The 16,264-nt window shown below is 58.6% G+C and carries 12 protein-coding genes and 1 tRNA gene; 10 read left to right on the plus strand and 3 right to left on the minus strand.

Going from position 1 to position 16,264, the window contains the following annotated elements:
• Positions 1–180 precede the first annotated feature (180 nt).
• The gene (locus II896_01315; protein MBQ4443284.1) at positions 181–927 is read right to left on the minus strand and encodes an EAL domain-containing protein; all 747 of its coding nucleotides are present in this window, start codon (positions 925–927) and stop codon (positions 181–183) included.
• Between the two features lie 330 nt (positions 928–1,257).
• On the opposite strand from II896_01315, the gene secG reads away from it, so the two are divergent.
• The 10 genes from secG (at position 1,258) to II896_01365 (ending at position 13,763) form a co-directional block, all read left to right on the plus strand.
• Positions 1,258–1,575, plus strand: coding sequence for a preprotein translocase subunit SecG (gene secG / locus II896_01320; GenBank protein MBQ4443285.1), 318 nt, complete (start codon positions 1,258–1,260; stop codon positions 1,573–1,575).
• 91 nt (positions 1,576–1,666) lie between these two features.
• Positions 1,667–2,185 carry an AbrB/MazE/SpoVT family DNA-binding domain-containing protein gene (locus II896_01325; protein ID MBQ4443286.1) on the plus strand — a complete coding sequence of 173 codons (519 nt, stop codon included), beginning with the start codon at positions 1,667–1,669 and terminating at the stop codon, positions 2,183–2,185.
• Positions 2,178–3,683 (plus strand): polysaccharide biosynthesis C-terminal domain-containing protein, encoded by a 1,506-nt coding sequence (locus tag II896_01330; GenBank protein ID MBQ4443287.1) that lies wholly within the window; start codon positions 2,178–2,180, stop codon positions 3,681–3,683. Before II896_01325 ends, II896_01330 begins: the two co-directional genes overlap by 8 nt.
• Positions 3,684–3,691: 8 nt before the next feature.
• Complete coding sequence (mazG, locus tag II896_01335; protein ID MBQ4443288.1) at positions 3,692–5,089, plus strand: nucleoside triphosphate pyrophosphohydrolase; 1,398 nt, start codon at positions 3,692–3,694, stop codon at positions 5,087–5,089.
• Entirely contained in the window at positions 5,086–6,006 is a 921-nt protein-coding gene (locus II896_01340) for a tRNA-dihydrouridine synthase family protein (protein ID MBQ4443289.1), read from the plus strand. The genes mazG and II896_01340 overlap by 4 nt, the downstream gene beginning before the upstream one ends.
• 103 nt (positions 6,007–6,109) lie before the next feature.
• Positions 6,110–8,116: an AAA family ATPase gene (locus tag II896_01345; GenBank protein ID MBQ4443290.1), complete on the plus strand. Its 2,007-nt coding sequence runs from the start codon at positions 6,110–6,112 to the stop codon at positions 8,114–8,116.
• 69 nt (positions 8,117–8,185) lie between these two features.
• A complete protein-coding gene (locus II896_01350) occupies positions 8,186–9,139 on the plus strand; it encodes a membrane dipeptidase (GenBank protein MBQ4443291.1) in 954 nt (317 codons plus the stop codon).
• 185 nt (positions 9,140–9,324) lie between these two features.
• The gene (gene aspS / locus II896_01355) at positions 9,325–10,611 is read left to right on the plus strand and encodes an aspartate--tRNA(Asn) ligase (protein MBQ4443292.1); all 1,287 of its coding nucleotides are present in this window, start codon (positions 9,325–9,327) and stop codon (positions 10,609–10,611) included.
• 433 nt (positions 10,612–11,044) lie between these two features.
• Positions 11,045–11,251: a DUF1858 domain-containing protein gene (locus II896_01360; GenBank protein ID MBQ4443293.1), complete on the plus strand. Its 207-nt coding sequence runs from the start codon at positions 11,045–11,047 to the stop codon at positions 11,249–11,251.
• Between the two features lie 4 nt (positions 11,252–11,255).
• On the plus strand, positions 11,256–13,763 hold the full coding sequence (locus II896_01365) for a hypothetical protein (GenBank protein ID MBQ4443294.1): 2,508 nt from the start codon (positions 11,256–11,258) through the stop codon (positions 13,761–13,763).
• Between the two features lie 268 nt (positions 13,764–14,031).
• Here II896_01365 and II896_01370 read toward each other — a convergent pair.
• Together II896_01370 and II896_01375 are read right to left on the minus strand one after the other, a co-directional pair.
• Positions 14,032–14,108: transfer RNA gene (locus II896_01370), tRNA-Arg, on the minus strand.
• Positions 14,109–14,425: 317 nt separating this feature from the next.
• Positions 14,426–16,258, minus strand: coding sequence for a glycoside hydrolase family 13 protein (locus II896_01375; GenBank protein MBQ4443295.1), 1,833 nt, complete (start codon positions 16,256–16,258; stop codon positions 14,426–14,428).
• Positions 16,259–16,264: the final 6 nt, after the last annotated feature.

Below are 16,264 nucleotides of genomic sequence, written 5' to 3' on the forward strand. Positions count from 1 at the left end.
ACAAGTTTGGAAGAATATATAGCCCTTGTTGAAGATTGGATAGAGTTTTACAATACAAAACGCATAAAAAACAGGAAGAGAACTTAATCCCTTCCTGTTAAGCGGTTTTTTATTGAGTGTCCCAAATGGGGTTCACTTCACGTTCGGGGGTTTTTGGTTGCCAAAAGGGCTTTTTACGGTTTATTTGTCGAGGAACACGGCGGGGGAGCAGAGCCAGCCTTGGTAGCAGTCGCAACCGATCTCGTGCAAGACTTCGCGCTCTTCCTCCGTCTCGACGTATTCGGCCATCACCTGCAGGTTGAGCGTGGACGCCAAGGACGTGATGGACCGGATGATCTCGCGGCAGTTTTGGTGCGTAAAGAGACCTTTCACCGGCGAGCCGTCCAATTTGATCTCGGCGAAGATGTTGTCTTTGAGGTAGTTGATGGACGTTTCGCCCATCGAGAAGTCGTCGATGGCGAAGGTCAGGTCACGCCCATCTCTTTGAGTCTGTCCAATATGGTCATGGACGCGTCGTTGAAGGACAGCGCCGCCGTGGACCACGTGCGGATCGGCTTTGCTCTTCATGAACGACCGACTGATGGAGAAGGTCATATATACGCTCAACACGCCGAACGTCGCCGCGTAGATGAGGTCGAACAGGCTGTATATCACACCGTCTCCGAACGTGGTGATGAACTTTTGGTAGCCGTCTATGGGGAAGGTCTTGATGATCAAGACGAACGCGCCGATGATCAGGACGGGTATCATGTTCACCAAACCGCTGCGCACCGTGCGCACGACGGTGGATTGCTCCACTTTGCGCACGCCCTCGATGAAATTGGACGCGCCGTTGCGCGCCTTTTTCTCTTTCTTCGCGCGGTTTTCCTCGGCGGCACCGTTTGCGTCCGCGATAGCGGGCTCTTCCGCCGCTACGTCCGCCGCCACGGCCTCGGCCGTGTCCGCTTCCGCTACTTCGCTTTCCGCCGCAAATTTCGTACAAATTCTAACATACTATATTAGCATTAATTAAATAATCTTACGCGATTTTTTCGCATTCGTCTCGAATTTGGCGTGGTCGTCCGTTCGTCGGTACGGGCGCGAAAATGCGATCGGTTTGCGCAAAAGAAAAACCACCGCCCCGTCGCTTATCCCCGCCCCCGACCGAAATCCTTTTCTACCGAAACCATATTTAAAAAATATACGTCAAAACGCTTGAAATTTGCGCCGACCTATGTTACAATAGGTAAGCAATTTGATAAAAGGAGTAGTGTCCTCATGATAGGAAGTTTGATTTTAGGTAGTTTGAATGCGACCGAATCGCGTATAATCGCGGCCGGCGTATTGATGTGCGTCATCGCGCTTTTGTCCATCGCGCTCATCGTTTTGGTGCTGCTGCAACGCGGCTCGGGCGACAGCGTCAGCGCCATCACGGGCGGCAACAACAGCGAGAGCTTTTTCTCCAAGACCAAGGGCGGCGGCAAGCAACGCTTGCTGCGCATTCTCACCATCGCCTTCTCGGTGGCTATCGCCGTGTTGGCCATCGCCTTCTTCCTCGTCGCGCCCATTTCGGCCGTTGCGGCGACTGCGGCGTAAGCAATCCAAAAAGCAAGAGAGATCCACCGCTCGTTCGGTGGATTTTTTTATGCCCTTCGTATAACCGACGCGCTTTACGCATACTACCCCTATGAAAGCAACGGGTATAGTGAGAAGAATGGATGAATTGGGCAGGGTGGTCATTCCCAAGGAGATACGCCGCACCATGCACCTCAAAGAGGGGGAAGAGCTGGAGATTTACGCGCACGACGAGGGCTTGCTCCTCAAAAAATACTCGGCGATCTCGGCGTTGGGCGGGTTGGCCGAGGAATACGCGCAGGTGGTGCAGAGTCTCCTCGGCGGCGCCGTGTTCGTGACGGATACGGACGGCGTGTCTGCCGCGGCGGGCACCCAAGACGAGGCCGCAATCGGCAAGCCGTTTTCGGCGGCGGTGGGCGATCTCCTCGCCAAACGAAAGCGCGGCTTGCTGTCGGACGCGGCGGTGACCAAGGGGGGCAGGACCTATGCGCACGTGGCCGTCTATCCCATATTGACGCACGGTGATTTGTTCGGCGCCATCGTCTTGGGCGCACGGAGCGCGGTGGACGCCAAAGCGGACGTCGTATGCGAAACGGCGTGCCGACTTTTGGCCAATCAAATCGGTGACTGAAAAGAAAAAGCGAGGTTTATTGGGGCACGGCGTCGCGTTGATGCTGTGCTCTTTCGTTGCCAAAGCCATAGGCGCGGCGTATCGACTGCCCCTTACCAATCTGTTGGGCGCGGCGGGCATCGGCGCATATCAGCTGGTGTTTCCCGTGTACGTATTGGTGTTGGCCCTCACCTCGTCGGCCATGCCCGTCCTTTTGGCGCGTCAAATCGCCAAGGACGCCGCCTTTGGCTACGCGGTGTTTCGCAAAGCGCTGTCTTTGCTGGCGTTGACGGGGGGCGGCGGGGCGATTGCCTTGCTCGCCTTGGCCTATCCGTTGGCCCATTTGCAGGGATACGGCGCCATGTGGTTGGGCTACGTCGTTTTGTCTCCCGCGGTGTTGGCGGTGGGCTTGTCGGCGGCCTATCGCGGGTGGTTTTCGGCCACGATGCATACGGGCGTGCTGTCGGGCGCCGCTCTGATGGAGCAAATCGCCAAGCTGTCCGGCTTGCTGTTTGCCTTTTGGCTCGCAAAACGGGGGGACGTACCCGCCGTTTTGGGTGCATTGTTGGGCGTCACGTTGGCCGAGACCGCCGCGCTGATATGGTACGTCACGGCCTATTTCGCGCTCGGCTATCGCATGGGGAAGCCCCTCGTCAACGTGCCCGTCAAGGCGTTGTGGCAATCCTCTTTGCCCATCACCGCCTGCAACTTGGTGTTGCCCGTCGTGGCGGGGTTGGACAGCCTTCTATTGGTCAATTTGGCCGTGTGGGCGGGCGCGGACTCCGCCGAAGCCGTCAATCGTTACGGCTTGCTGACGGGCGCCGCGGGCACGGTGACCAACCTGCCCGTCGTGCTGACGTTGGCGTTCGTCACCCTCGTCGTGCCCGTCGTGAGCCGAGCGGTCGGCAGGCGCCAGATCGCCGAGGTGCGCCGTAGCAGTACGGACACTTTGTGGCTGGTGACGGCCCTGAGCCTTCCCTGCGCGGTGGGGCTTGCGCTGCTATCGCCCCAAGTCGTCGCCTTGCTATACCCCCGACTGTCCGCGGACGAAGCGGCCTATTGCGTCGTATTGATGCGCATAGCCTCGTTGGGCATACCCGTCATCGCCTTGCAGCAGGTGTACAACGCCCTTTTGCAGGCCGTGGAGCGCAGCAAAACGGGCGCCAAGCAAATGGCGATAGGCGGTGCGGTCAAACTGTTGGGCAACGTGACCTTGGTGCCTTTGTTGGGCATGGCGGGCGCCGCCGTATCCAGCGTGTTGTGCTACGTCACGGTGCTCGTGTTGAACTCGACCACCTACACTCGCCTGACCGGGCGCTACCGCTTGGCCAAGCCCTTGGCCGCCACCGCCTTCGCTTCGCTGTGTATGGGCGTGACGATATGGGCGATGGGACGGCTTATAGAGAATAATATCCTATGTGTGCTCCTCAATGTCTTGATTGGCGGCGCGGTATATGCTATAATACTATGGTGTGCGCACGGCGCTACTTGGTGGCGCAATAGACGGGCGCAGACGTAGAGGGAAACATGATAACGATAATAGGCATGGGCATTTGTCAAGAGGACGTCACCCTGCGGGGCAGAGACGCCGTACTCAACGCGAAGCGCGTCTTCGTGCGGACGGAAGACACCGAGTGCGCGAAGACCTTGCGCAAGCTGGGCGTGTCGTACGTCGCCTGCGACGACTTGTATCGTGAGGCAGAGGATTTCGACGGCTTGCAGCGGGCGCTCGTCGAGCGGCTTTTGGCGGCGGGCGACTGCGCGTATTGCGTGGACGGAGACGGCACCGAGGACGGCATCGCACGCGCTTTGGCCCCCCAATGCGCGGTGTCCGTCATAGCGGGCGTATCGCACGCGTCCTCGGCTTTGGCCGTTGCGGGCGTCGCCAATGAGCGCGTACATAGCCTTTCAGCCTTGACGCTGACGCGCGAGCCCGTGTTTCTCGCGCCGTCCGCCACCCTCGTCGTCACCGAGTTGGACGACCGCTTTTTGGCGGGCGAAGTCAAGTTGCGTTTGCTCGATACGTACGGGGACGTAGGGGGCTTTTTCGTGACAAAAGACAAATGTATCCCCCTTCCCGTCAGCGAATTGGACAGACAAAAAGGATACGGCGCGTTGTGCGCGTACGTCTTGCCGAGCATAGATTTTCTATCCAAACAACGCTTCAATTTCGAGGACGTGGTCTATCTGCTTATGCGGTTGCGTGCGCCCGACGGATGCGAGTGGGACAAGGCGCAGACGCACGGCAGTATGCGCGACTGTTGCATCGAAGAGGCCTACGAATTGGTGGAGGCCATCGACCTCGACGACGTGGACAAGATGGTGGAGGAGACGGGCGACGTACTGTTGCAGGCGGTTTTCCACGCCTCTATCGCCCAAGACCTCGGCGAATTTTCGATCGCCGATATGCTCTCGGCGTTGGTGTCCAAGTTGATCATGCGCCACCCGCACGTGTTCGGCGACGTGGTGGCCACCAACCAAGAGGAAGCGCTGGCGGCCTGGGATAAGGCCAAGAGCAAGGAGAAGCATCAGGATACCTACACCCAAAAACTCAAAGACGTGGCCCCCATGCCCGCCTTGATGCGGTGCAAAAAAATACAAAAAATCGCCGCCAAGGCGCATTACGATTTCGCTTCGGCGGAAGACGCGGCGACCAAAATCGACGAAGAACTCCGCGAGCTGTTTGCCGCGACCAACGAGGACGAGCGGGCTATGGAAGGCGGCGACTTGCTGTTTGCCGCCGTCAACGTGCTGCGCCTTCTGCACGTCGAGCCCGAGTTGGCGCTCATTGCGTCCACCCGCAAGTTCGTAGATCGTTTCGCGGCGGTAGAGGCGGCGTTGGCCGCCGAAGGCAAGCGCGTCGACCAAGTGTCGGCGGACGAGTTGTGGCAGGTCTACGACCGCGTCAAGGAGACGATTCGATGAAGATCGGGCGGTTTACCCTGGTATCGGACGCCGTGCTCGGCCCCATGGCGGGGGTGAGCGATTTGGGCTTCCGCACCTTGGCGCGCCGCTACGGCGCGGGGCTTACCTATACCGAGATGGTGAGCGTGTGCGGATTGATGCACCGCAACGCCAAGACCGAAGTGCTGACCGCCGTTGCGCCCTGCGAAACGCCCTCGGCCATACAGTTGTTCGGCAGCGATCCCGACGTTTTTTCCAAGGCCGCCCGACATCCCGCCGTGGCCAAATTCGACATTATCGACGTCAATATGGGCTGTCCCGTGCCCAAGGTGGTGTCGCGCGGGGAAGGTAGCGCGTTGATGAAGGACGCGCCGCGGGCCATGGATATCGTGCGCGCGCTCGTCGAAAGCTCGGGCGGCAAACCCGTGACCGTCAAAATACGCGCGGGGTGGGATCGTCCGATCGCTCCCGACTTCGCCCTTCGTATGCAGGAGGCGGGCGCTTTGGCGGTCACCGTGCACGGGCGCACACGTCAACAGCAGTACACGGGCACGGCCGATTGGGGCATTATCCGCGAGACGGTATCCGCCGTAACTATTCCCGTCGTTGCCAACGGCGACGTCAAGTCGGCGGAGGACTATCGGCGCGTCAAGGCCGAAACGGGCGCGGCGGGCGTGATGATTGCGCGCGGCGCGGTGGGGCGCACCCCCATCTTCGCCGAAATACGCGGCGAGACGCCCGAGGTGGATTTGCAGGCGGATTTCAACCTGCAATTCGACATCCTCCGCGCCACCTATTCCGACCACGTGGCGTGTATGCTCATCAAGCCCCATCTTATCGCGGCGGTGAGCGGCAGAGCGGGTGCCAAAGAGTTGCGCCTGGCCGTCGGCACGGCCAAAACCGTAGAGGACGTGGCGGCCGTGATTGCCGTATTGTAGGGGTGTTCGGCTATTGACAATTTACATAAATGCATATATAATATAATCCGTGACAAGCGTGCGTGCTTGCCAACCAACCGGAATTACAAAAGGAGAGCACCATATGAAATACATTTTCGTCGTCGAATGGGACAAGGATTTTGTGGCTGCTTGGGCCGAAAAGAAGGTGTCTTTGGCCGAGTTCGCCATCACCTACGTCAAGTCCAACTACAAAAACAAATTGATTTTGGCGGTACATAACGATTGCTATTGCCAATGGATCGCCCCTCGTTTTTCGGAGAGCGAAGCGAGAAGAGCGCAAGAAGCCATCAACAATTATTTGATGCGGGAGTTGTCCATCGCCGCCGATTCGGGCGTGCTGAAGAGTTATATCACGCCCTACGGCGGCGTGAGCGCGCCCGCGCAACGAGCGGACGAAAAGCCGACGGCAGAGGCCGCGCCTCAAACGAATGACCAAGCGGGACAACACCCCTTGACCGTCAAGATCAACCGCATGGCCGAAGACCTCATCGCCGCCGTCGAGTTCAAGGCGCTCATCGCCGAGATCGCCAAGATGGCGCCCTTGACGGCGGACGGTTCGCTCGGCGAAGTGTTCGAGCATCGCCATTACGTATTTTCGGTAGACGAGGGCTACGACGTCAAGAAGTACGTGGACGTATTGGGCGACGCGTTGCACGCGGCGGGGCTTTTCAAGGGCGAAACCGTGACGACCGAGACCTATCGCCTGCCCAAGGTGGAAGACAAGCGCAATAGCGATCCCATCGAGAGTTTTTTGAGCGACCTCGACGATTACGAGAGCACTGTATTGGTGCTGGACATCATCGAATGGATGGACGCCGCGCGCACCGAGGATTTCCGCAACGTGCTGAAGGCCATCGAACGCCAAAGCGAATGCGTGGTCGTGTTCACCATTCCCTACGTGGAGAAAGACGCGCTCAACCGCGTGTACGAGGCCATCAACGACGTTCTCAACGTCCGTGCCGTGTCCTTCGTGCCCTATTCCAAAGAGGAGTTGCAAATGGCGGCCGCCCGGTTTTTGGGCAACTACTCGGTGGAGATGACCGAGGAAGCCTGGCTCGTGTTCCACTCCATGATACTCAAAGAGAAAGCGGACGGCAATTTCTACGGCGAAAACACCGTCAAGAAAGTGTGCCGCGAGATGCTGTTGGCCAAGACGTTGGCCAACGCGGAGGCGGGTACGGACAGCAAAATCATCGAGGCCGACGACCTCGCCGACGTAGCGCCGCATGAGGCGCGCCAACGCTCGGCTGAGGAGATGCTGAACGGCTTGGTGGGCATCGACGCCGTGCGCAAAAAACTCTACGAGATCGTCAACCAGATCGAGGCGGCCAGACAGTTGGGCGACGTGGATATGCCCAGCGTGCATATGCGCTTCGTGGGCAACCCCGGCACGGGCAAGACGACCGTGGCGCGTATCATGGGGCGTATGCTCAAAGAGCGCGGCTTATTGCGCATCGGCGATTTGTACGAGATCCACGGCCGCGACTTGGTGGGGCGTTATATCGGCGAGACTTCGCCCAAGACCGCGTCCATCTGCCGCGACGCTTACGGCTCGGTGCTGTTCATCGACGAGGCCTATTCTTTGTGCCGTTCCACCGAGGACTCCAAGGATTTCGGCCGCGAAGCGTTGGACACCCTGATAGCCCAAATGGAGAATCACCGCACCGATTTCGTGGTGATTATGGCGGGCTACACGGACGATATCGCCAATATGATGAAGGCCAACGCCGGTTTGGAGAACCGTATGCCCTATTTGGTGGAGTTTCCCAACTACAGCCAAGACGAGTTGTATCAAATCTACGCGTTGATGGTCAAGCGCTACGGCAAGTACGAAGAGGATCTGCTATCCGAGGCCGAGGCGTTCTTCAAGGCGTTGCCCGACGACTATATCAAGGACAAATCCTTCGGCAACGGCCGTTACGTGCGCAACCTCTTCGAGCGCACGCGCGCCAAAGCCATTACCCGCCGCCAACTCGAGGGCGCGGAGGCGTTGATTTTGAAGCGCGAGGACTTTTTGGCGGCTTCCGCCGACAACGAGTTCCGCTCGACCAAACCTGCCGACAGTCGGCGCAAGGTCGGTTTCAACTGACAGCGAGGGGGCTTCGGCCCCCTTTTTTGCGCGTTCACCGAGAGGCGCGCTTTGGAATATAGTTAAACGATGATATACGCCGATTTACATTGCGATACGCTCACCGAATACGCCGATCTACGCGAAAACGACGGGCAGGTTTCTTTCCCAAAACTGCACGCGGCGGGTTGCCGCACCATGTGTTTCGCCGCGTTCGTTCGCATGGAAAAGGGGGATTTGTTCGCCACCGCTATGGCCTACGCGGATAAGTTGCGCCGCGAGATAGCGCGCAACGCGGATATCGCCGACCGAGTCTTGTGCGCCTCGGATATGCGGCGGGCGGCCGCCCATGGCAAGGTGGGCGCCATGCTTACCGTAGAGGAGGGCGCCGTGGTCGAAGGAGATATCGCCAACGTGCGCCGATTGCATCGTGCGGGCGTGCGCATGATGACGCTCACTTGGAATTATGCCAACGCACTGGGGCGTCCCAACGCCACGATGGACGAATATGCGGCACGTGGTGAGCGCGCTTTGTACGACGTGAGCGACGCGCCCTTGACCGAGTTCGGACGCGCGGTTTTGGCCGAGATGAACGCGGCGGGCGTGCTGGCGGACGTATCCCATCTTTCGGACGGCGGCTTTTGGGACGTCGTGCGCTTGTCGACGAAACCCGTGGTGGCTTCGCACAGCAACGCACGCGCCGTGCGGGGCGTGGGGCGCAACCTGACGGACGCGCAAATCGCGGCTCTTTCGGCCAAGGGGGGCGTGATGGGGCTTAATCTTTGTCCCGATTTTTTGTGCGCAAAGGACGCTGACGTGCTCGAATGGGCGGTGCGGCACGCGGTGCATATCTGGCAAACGGGCGGCGAGGACGTGCTGGCATTCGGCGCGGATTTCGACGGCACCAAAACGCGCGCGCCTCTTGCGGATTGCACGAATACTCCCCTACTGTATGGGGCTTTGTGCGACCAAATGCCCCCGCGCGTGGTCGACAAAATGATGTGGGGCAACTTTTTGCGGGTGCTCGAAGACGCGTGCGGTTGACGCTCGCGTTTTCTTTTTTCTCTACGTCGAGGGCGCGGCAATCGTCTTGGCCGAGCAAGTGCGTGCCGCCTTTCTTTGCGGCGAAATCTTTGGGCGAGCACGGCAAATTCGACAGAATGGTTGCAATCCCCCCGCTTTTGTTATATAATGTAGGCAATACTATGGATATTATCAAGGAGTAAACTATGACGAGAAGTAGAATTGCCGACATCAAAGTGGGCGAAATCAACAAAGTGCAAGGCTTCGTGGAGAATATTCGCGATAAAAAGTGGATGGCGTTTTTGGTCGTGCGGGATATCAGCGGCAAGTTGCAGTTGACCATCGAGAAGGAAAAACATCCCGATTTGGCCGAAGTCGTCAAGAATTTGACCATCGACTCGGTGATCACCGTGGAAGGCCCCGTGGTGGAGAATAGTTACGTCAAGTTGGGCGGCGTCGAAATGTTGCCCGACACCATGACCATCGAATCCGTGGCCGCCCCGCTGCCCATCGAGGACAAGAGCGCCATCGACCTGAGGTTGGACTACCGCTGGCTCGATCTGCGCAGCGAGCGCAACACCCTCATATTCAAGGTGCAAACCCTCATCGCAGCCAAATTGCGCGAATTCCTCCTGCAACGCGACTTCGTGGAGATCCACACGCCCAAACTCATCGGCGCGGCTTCCGAATCGGGCGCGGACGTCTTCGAGTTGACCTATTTCGAGCGCAAGGCGTATCTTGCCCAAAGTCCGCAGTTCTACAAGCAAATGGCGATGGCGGCCGGCTTCGAGCGCATCTTCGAGTGCGGCCCCGTGTTCCGCGCCGAGAAGAGCAACACCAACAAGCACGCCACCGAGTTTACGGGCTTCGACCTCGAGTTCAGCTATATCGAGAGCTACGAGGACGTGATGAAGATGGAAGAGGAAATGATCGCCTACGTGCTGGGCTTCGTCAAGGAGCAGTACGGCGACAAGATCAAGGAGTTGTTCGGCGAGGAAGTCGTCGTGCCCACCTTGCCCTTCCCCCGTATGAAATTGGCCGACCTGTATACCGAGCTCAAAGCGCGCGGCTTGGCCGAGGAATTGTGCGAAAAGGGCGACCTGTGCACCGAGGGCGAGCGTATGTGCAAGTCCTTCACGCAGGACAAGTTCGGGCATGAGTTTTTGTTCGTCACCGATTTCAGCCCCGAAAAACGCGCCTTCTACCATATGCGCAACGAAGAGGGTATTCCCCAAGGCTACGACCTCATCTGGAAAGGGTGCGAGATCACGACGGGCGCCCAGCGCGAACATCGCTACGAGGTGTTGAAACGCCAAGCCGACGAAAAGGGCTTGGGCGAGGACGTCAAGTTCTATCTGGAGTTCTTCAAGTACGGGTGCCCCCCGCACGGCGGCTTCGGCATCGGTCTCGACCGTATGACGATGATATTGCTCAATATCGCCATCAAGGAAGTAGAGTTCTTGTTCCGCGGCCCCGACCGTTTGACCCCGTGATGGGCAAATCGAGCGATATAGCACGCTGTTCAGTCGCTCGCACAAGTCACGTACGCAGAGTACGTTAGGCTTGCGCTCGTTCCTTGGAACACGCACTCTCTCACCCGATTTGCACCATCGCGAGGTCAAACGGGGGTGGAGAGAAAACAAAGGCGAGAATGGGTGCGTCCGCTCGTTCGCCAAACTCGTGTACGCAGAGTACTTACCGCATTCGTTAGAATGCACCCTCTCTCATCACAATCTTGCGCCAAGGCGTGAGGCGGGGGTGGGAAAAACACAAAGGCGAATATAAGGCGCAGTCCGTTCATTCACCGAAATAGAAGTACGTCATCCCGAGCCGCCGCTTGGGCGGTGCTGTCGAGGGATCCCCTCGGGAGAGGTGCTACGGAATGACGCTCAAAATAGCATTTAGTTCAAAAAGGAGATATACGTTATGACCAAAATTACACCGGATACGATGATATTGGACGCCGTGCAAGTCGGCAACGGCGAGGCCGTCGCGGCCGTCTTGATGGACATCGGCATGCATTGTTTGCATTGTGCTTTCGCGCATGGCGAAACGGTAGCCGAGGCGGCTATGGTGCACGGGGTAGAGCCCGAGGAGTTGTGCCGCCGTCTCAACGAGGCCGCTCAATCCTAACGTGATGAAACGTCTGTTGCTCGCGTTTATCGCAGCGGCGGTTGCGTGTTTGACCGCCGCTTTTTGCCTTGGCGGGGTAGCCCTTGCCGAGGAAACGGTGACGGGGCAATATTTGACGGAAAACTACGTGGATCTGGGCGAGATTTTCGCCCTGTCGGCCTATCGCGATACGATCGCCGTTCTACGCGCCAAAGAAGGGCGCGCCTATCTTTCGATTTTGGGCGAAGCGACCGTCGACGTGCCGCTTGACGCCATCGACATAGAGAGTATCGACGAGCCCGTGGCGATCGCCCCCGCCGCCCTCGACGGCAAGCAGATCGCCTTGTACGACGGATACGTTTTGATGGTGGCGGCGGATAAGATGTGCGCCTACGATTGCGTTGGGGGCGCGTGGCGTACCACCAATATCCCCACCATGTTGGCCTCATACGACGAATGGAGCGGCGAGACCACGTACACGCCGTTGACGCAGTTTGCCGTGGACGAAGGCGGGAGAGTCTACGTTTGCTACGGCATGAACACTCTGCGCTGGCTGTCGTTCGCAGACGTGTTTTTGGATACGAAACCCACCGTTACCAGCACCTATTTCGCCCAATCCGCGCAAAGTTTCGTGGCGCACCAAGGCGTGTGCTACGTCTATTCGACGGCGGGCAAGTTGTACGCCGTAGATACCAACGATACGGTCTCCGTAGGCGAGCCGCAAAGCGTCGCCGCCTTCGATTCGTTCGATTATGCGGGTAGGATCGTCTATCTTTCGGACGGCGTCTTGCGCGAGCAAGCGACCGACGCCGACGTCGTATTGTTGCAAAAGGCTTCGCCTTTGTTTGAGGGGGATCGCTATCTGCAGTCCGCCGACTTGGTGTGCACGTCCTTCGACGGGGAATCGTGGCGCGTGTTCGTCGCCGACAACGGGCAGTCCGCCGTCAAAGTATACGACGGAGAGGGCAATTTCCTCACGATGTACGGCACCTGGGGCGTGGACGACGGCAGATTGCACAACCCCACCTATTTGTCGCACAGCGGTCAAACGACCGTTATAAAGGACGACGGCAACGCCCGCGCGGTGGTCATGCGCACGAGTGACGGCGGTACCGTCTACACCCATATCGACGGATTAGCCACCGACGTGGCGGCGATGGAAGACCGCGTGTACATAGCGCGGGACGACTTGGTGCTGTGCTACGACTACGGCCATCCGCGCGAAGGTTTCGCCTATACCGAAACCACCTACTATTTGCCCGCCAAAGTGCTGTCCGTATGTTCGGACGGCGCTACCGTCTACGCCTTGACCGCCGATTGCCTCTACGTGCTGCGCTCGGCCGAAGACGCCGTGGCGCAACTTTACGTGCACGCCGTTCGAGCCAAAGTGGGGCGGCATACGGGCATCGTCTACGTGCAGACGACGGACGCCATCACCGTCTACAAGGATTTGAAAGCAGTCGGCGTGTCGGTGGACGTCTCGGGCGTGGACGTGCAGGACTTCGACGTGGACTATTGCGGCAACGTATACGTCCTTACGATGGACGGCGCTTTGCGCGTGTATCTGCGCGCCGAAACGGGCTATACCGAGACGACTTTGACATTGGCGCTGCCTTTGCGGTCGCTGTCCATTCAGGCGGACGGTAGCGTGCTGGGTTTGTGCGAGTCGGCGGTCGTGGTACCGAATCTCACCGTACGTACCATGGCAAATAGTGCCTACGAGGCGCCGCGATGGAACGATCCCGTATCCGTCGTGGAGATCACCGACACCGTATGGGGCTACGCCAGCCCCAACAACTACGAGAGCGTCGTGTCGGTGGCGGCGGGTACGTTCGCTATGTGTATGGCCGACCACACCTACCAAGGCAACGAGTATTACTACGTGGAGTTTTCGCTGTCCACCGTGGGCAACGTGCGGTACGAGAAAGCCTATATCCCCAAAGGCGCGGCCAGCCCCGTGGCTTACGTTGCGCCCGACGATATGTACGTCCGCTACGACGGCGCCACCGCGACCACGGGCATTTATCCCTATCCGTCCTATTCGGCCGAGGCCGTGCGTATGGTGGACAAAGCCGACGCCACCTTCAAGGTGTTGCGTATGATGGGCGTGAAAGCCGGCGAATTGGTGTGGCGTTGGTATATGGTGCAAGCCGGAGATACCGTCGCCTACGTGGCCGCCGACAACTACGTGGCCGCCGATCCTCCCTACGTGGAGGTGGAACGCTACTACGCGCGTTGCGTAGCGGGCAAATTGGGCGAAAAGGTGCCCGTGTACGCTTCGCCCGACGCCGACGGCGAGGTGGTCGCTTCCTTGGTGGACGGCACCAAGGTTGAATTGACTGCGCCCTACGACGCCGACAGCGAATATACCAAGATACGCTTGGGCGACCGCGAGGTCTACCTGCGCACGGCCAACGTGACCACCCGTTCCCTTACCAACGGGCAGACCTTCGCCCTCATCATGAGCGTAGTGGTCATCTCGGCCGCCGCCGTAACGCTCGTATTGTATTTATTGGTCCGCAAGCGCCGCTGACGTTTTTCCCTTCAATCCCCCGACTGTTTTCCCCCTTAAACACGCTCACCGTCCGCGTTTTTTCATTCTCCCGTGCGGTATCCCGTCGGGCTATGCCGTGCCACTTCGTGACAGACTCCCCCCGTCCCCTGCCCCCCTGCGGTAACAATGCGGCAGACAACCCCGCGCACCTATACGATTTGAGGCAAAACAAACAAAAATGGGGTATTTGGCGCTCCAAAAGGGCAAAAGGGCAAGAAAAAACCGTTCGTGGATCGAACGGTTTTTGTGGTGTACCCGTCGGGGTTCGAACCCGAAGTCGACGGCGTCGGAGGCCGTAATGTTATCCAGTTACACTACGAGTACAGGGCCACGTATATTATATAGCATTATTGCTTGCGTGGCTATCGTTTTGAGGTAGATTTTGGCCGAAAAACGCACATTTTTTTGGGCGTTTTTGGGCGGTTTTAAGCACTTTTTGGGCATTTTCGGCCCATTTTGAAGCGTTTTTTGCCACTTTTTTTCGGCCGATTTTCGGCGAAAACCCGATTTCGTCGTCTTTTGGGCGGTTGCTGTCGAGGTCTTGTAGCGATGGGGTCGAGCGCGTCGAAGCAGTCAGGCCGTCCTTTGCTTGAAGGCATTTGCCGTATCTATGCGACCGTCGCGAACGGACGTAAAAGGCGCTAACGGAGGGGCTTGAGGATCATCACGCAGTTGACGTGCGCGAAGACGTTGCCTTCCCACACGCGCCCCGTCAAGAGGTCTTGACAGCGGTCGTAGAGGCTGAGACCGTGCGGCCGCAGGGAGGCGTTGGCCACCACGGCCACCTCGTTTGCGCCCTCGCCCCGCAGCATGACCAGCACGCCCTCGCGGTTGGCGAAGCGAACGGAGCCTCGGAGGGACTCGGCGATTTGATGACGCACCTCGCCCAATTTGGTGTAGAACGCGCGCAACTCCTCGTTGGGGTTATCCCACGGATAGGGGCGGCGGTTGATGGGATCGGCGAAGCCCGTCAAACCCACCTCGTCGCCGTAGTAGACGGAGGGGGTGCCGGGCAGGGTGTATTGCAACACGGCCGCCACCATCAGCCTGTCCATGCCCAAGCGGCGTTGTTGGGGCGAAAGGCGGTAGTCCTTTTGCATTTGTTTGGTCCAGCCCGTCGTGTTGATTTGGGCGAGCTCGTTGAGTATACGCACGGTGTCGTGCGAATCCAACAGCGTGAGGCTGTGATCCAGCGCGTGGCGCGGATAATTCTCGCACACGTCCATCACCGCGGCGGCGAAGTCGTCCGCGTTGCCCTTGGTGGCGTAGGCCTTGATGGCGTTGAGAAAGACGTAGTTCATTACGCCGTCGAGTTGGTCGTCCGTAAAGTAATGGCGTTGCACGCCGTACGAACACTTGGTGGACGCGTCCTCCCACACTTCGCCGATGATATGGCTTTGGGGGTTGGCTTGGCGGATACACCGACACAACTCGTCCAGATAGAAATCGGGCAACTCGTCCACGACGTCCAACCGCCAATCCACGTCGTAGCGCGACCAATGCGCGACGGGGCCTTCGTCCCCGAAGAGATAGGCGCGGGCGGCGCGGCTGTTCTTGTTGATGGTAGGCACGTTTTCGATGCCCCACCAGCAGTCGTACTTGCCGTTTTTGTAGATGGTGAACCAATCGTAGTAGGGGGACGCTTCGCCCTGATAGGCGCCCACCACGGGGAAGTGATTGTCGCGGTTGAAATAGATGCTGTCCGAGCCCGTGTGATTGAACACGCCGTCCAGCATAACGCGCATACCGCGCGCCTTGGCCTCGCGCACCAATTCGGCGAAATCCTCTTCGGTGCCCACCATCGGGTCGATTTGCATATAATCGGCCGTATCGTAGCGGTGATTGCTGACCGACAGGAAGATGGGGCTGAGGAAGAGCAGGGTGACGCCCAGACTTTGAAGATAGTCCAACCGAGAGACGATGCCTTTGAGGTTGCCGCCGTAGAAGTCGTTGGCGCTGTAGTGTTCGCCGTTGCGTCCCGTGATGTCCACGTCCTCGTCCCACGCTTTGTTGAAGCGCTCGGGCAGCGCGTCCAATCTCGCGTCGTAGGGAATGTCCGCCTTGGCGAAGCGGTCTACGAAGATATGGTAGGCGATTTCGTCACCGCGGCCTCTCTCCTCGGACGTATCTTGGGAATAGACGGTCAACTGCCACTCGGGCAAGAAGTCGCCCGACACGGCGTTGCCCATCTTGTCCCGCCCGACGAAGAGAATGCCCGAATAGGTCTGCACCTCGAAGCGGTAGTAGAAAAGCCCCCAACGTGGTGGTGTAAATTGTGCCACGTAATAGCGATAGCCGTCCTTTTGCTCGGCGAAATCCATCGCCACGACGGTCGATTTGGCGTCCTTGCGCATGACGAGCCGCACGGACGTTTCGCCCACGTCTTGCCGTACGCCGAAAGTAAAACTTACCTCCGTTCGTTCGCGTACGGCACCGAAGGGCGACTTATTTTGATGTTGATTGAAGCGAAACATTGTTGA

Source organism: Clostridia bacterium (assembly GCA_017394805.1).
Taxonomy (GTDB): domain Bacteria; phylum Bacillota; class Clostridia; order Christensenellales; family CAG-1252; genus RUG14300.

Bases quoted from the DNA above. Each gene is read 5' to 3' on its own strand.
- secG (MBQ4443285.1), top strand. From the start codon at position 1,258: ATGATAGGAAGTTTGATTTTAGGTAGTTTGAATGCGACCGAATCGCGT.
- II896_01325 (MBQ4443286.1), top strand. From the start codon at position 1,667: ATGAAAGCAACGGGTATAGTGAGAAGAATGGATGAATTGGGCAGGGTG.
- mazG (MBQ4443288.1), top strand. From the start codon at position 3,692: ATGATAACGATAATAGGCATGGGCATTTGTCAAGAGGACGTCACCCTG.
- II896_01340 (MBQ4443289.1), top strand. From the start codon at position 5,086: ATGAAGATCGGGCGGTTTACCCTGGTATCGGACGCCGTGCTCGGCCCC.
- II896_01345 (MBQ4443290.1), top strand. From the start codon at position 6,110: ATGAAATACATTTTCGTCGTCGAATGGGACAAGGATTTTGTGGCTGCT.
- II896_01350 (MBQ4443291.1), top strand. From the start codon at position 8,186: ATGATATACGCCGATTTACATTGCGATACGCTCACCGAATACGCCGAT.
- aspS (MBQ4443292.1), top strand. From the start codon at position 9,325: ATGACGAGAAGTAGAATTGCCGACATCAAAGTGGGCGAAATCAACAAA.
- II896_01360 (MBQ4443293.1), top strand. From the start codon at position 11,045: ATGACCAAAATTACACCGGATACGATGATATTGGACGCCGTGCAAGTC.
- II896_01365 (MBQ4443294.1), top strand. From the start codon at position 11,256: ATGAAACGTCTGTTGCTCGCGTTTATCGCAGCGGCGGTTGCGTGTTTG.
- II896_01375 (MBQ4443295.1), bottom strand. From the start codon at position 16,258: ATGTTTCGCTTCAATCAACATCAAAATAAGTCGCCCTTCGGTGCCGTA.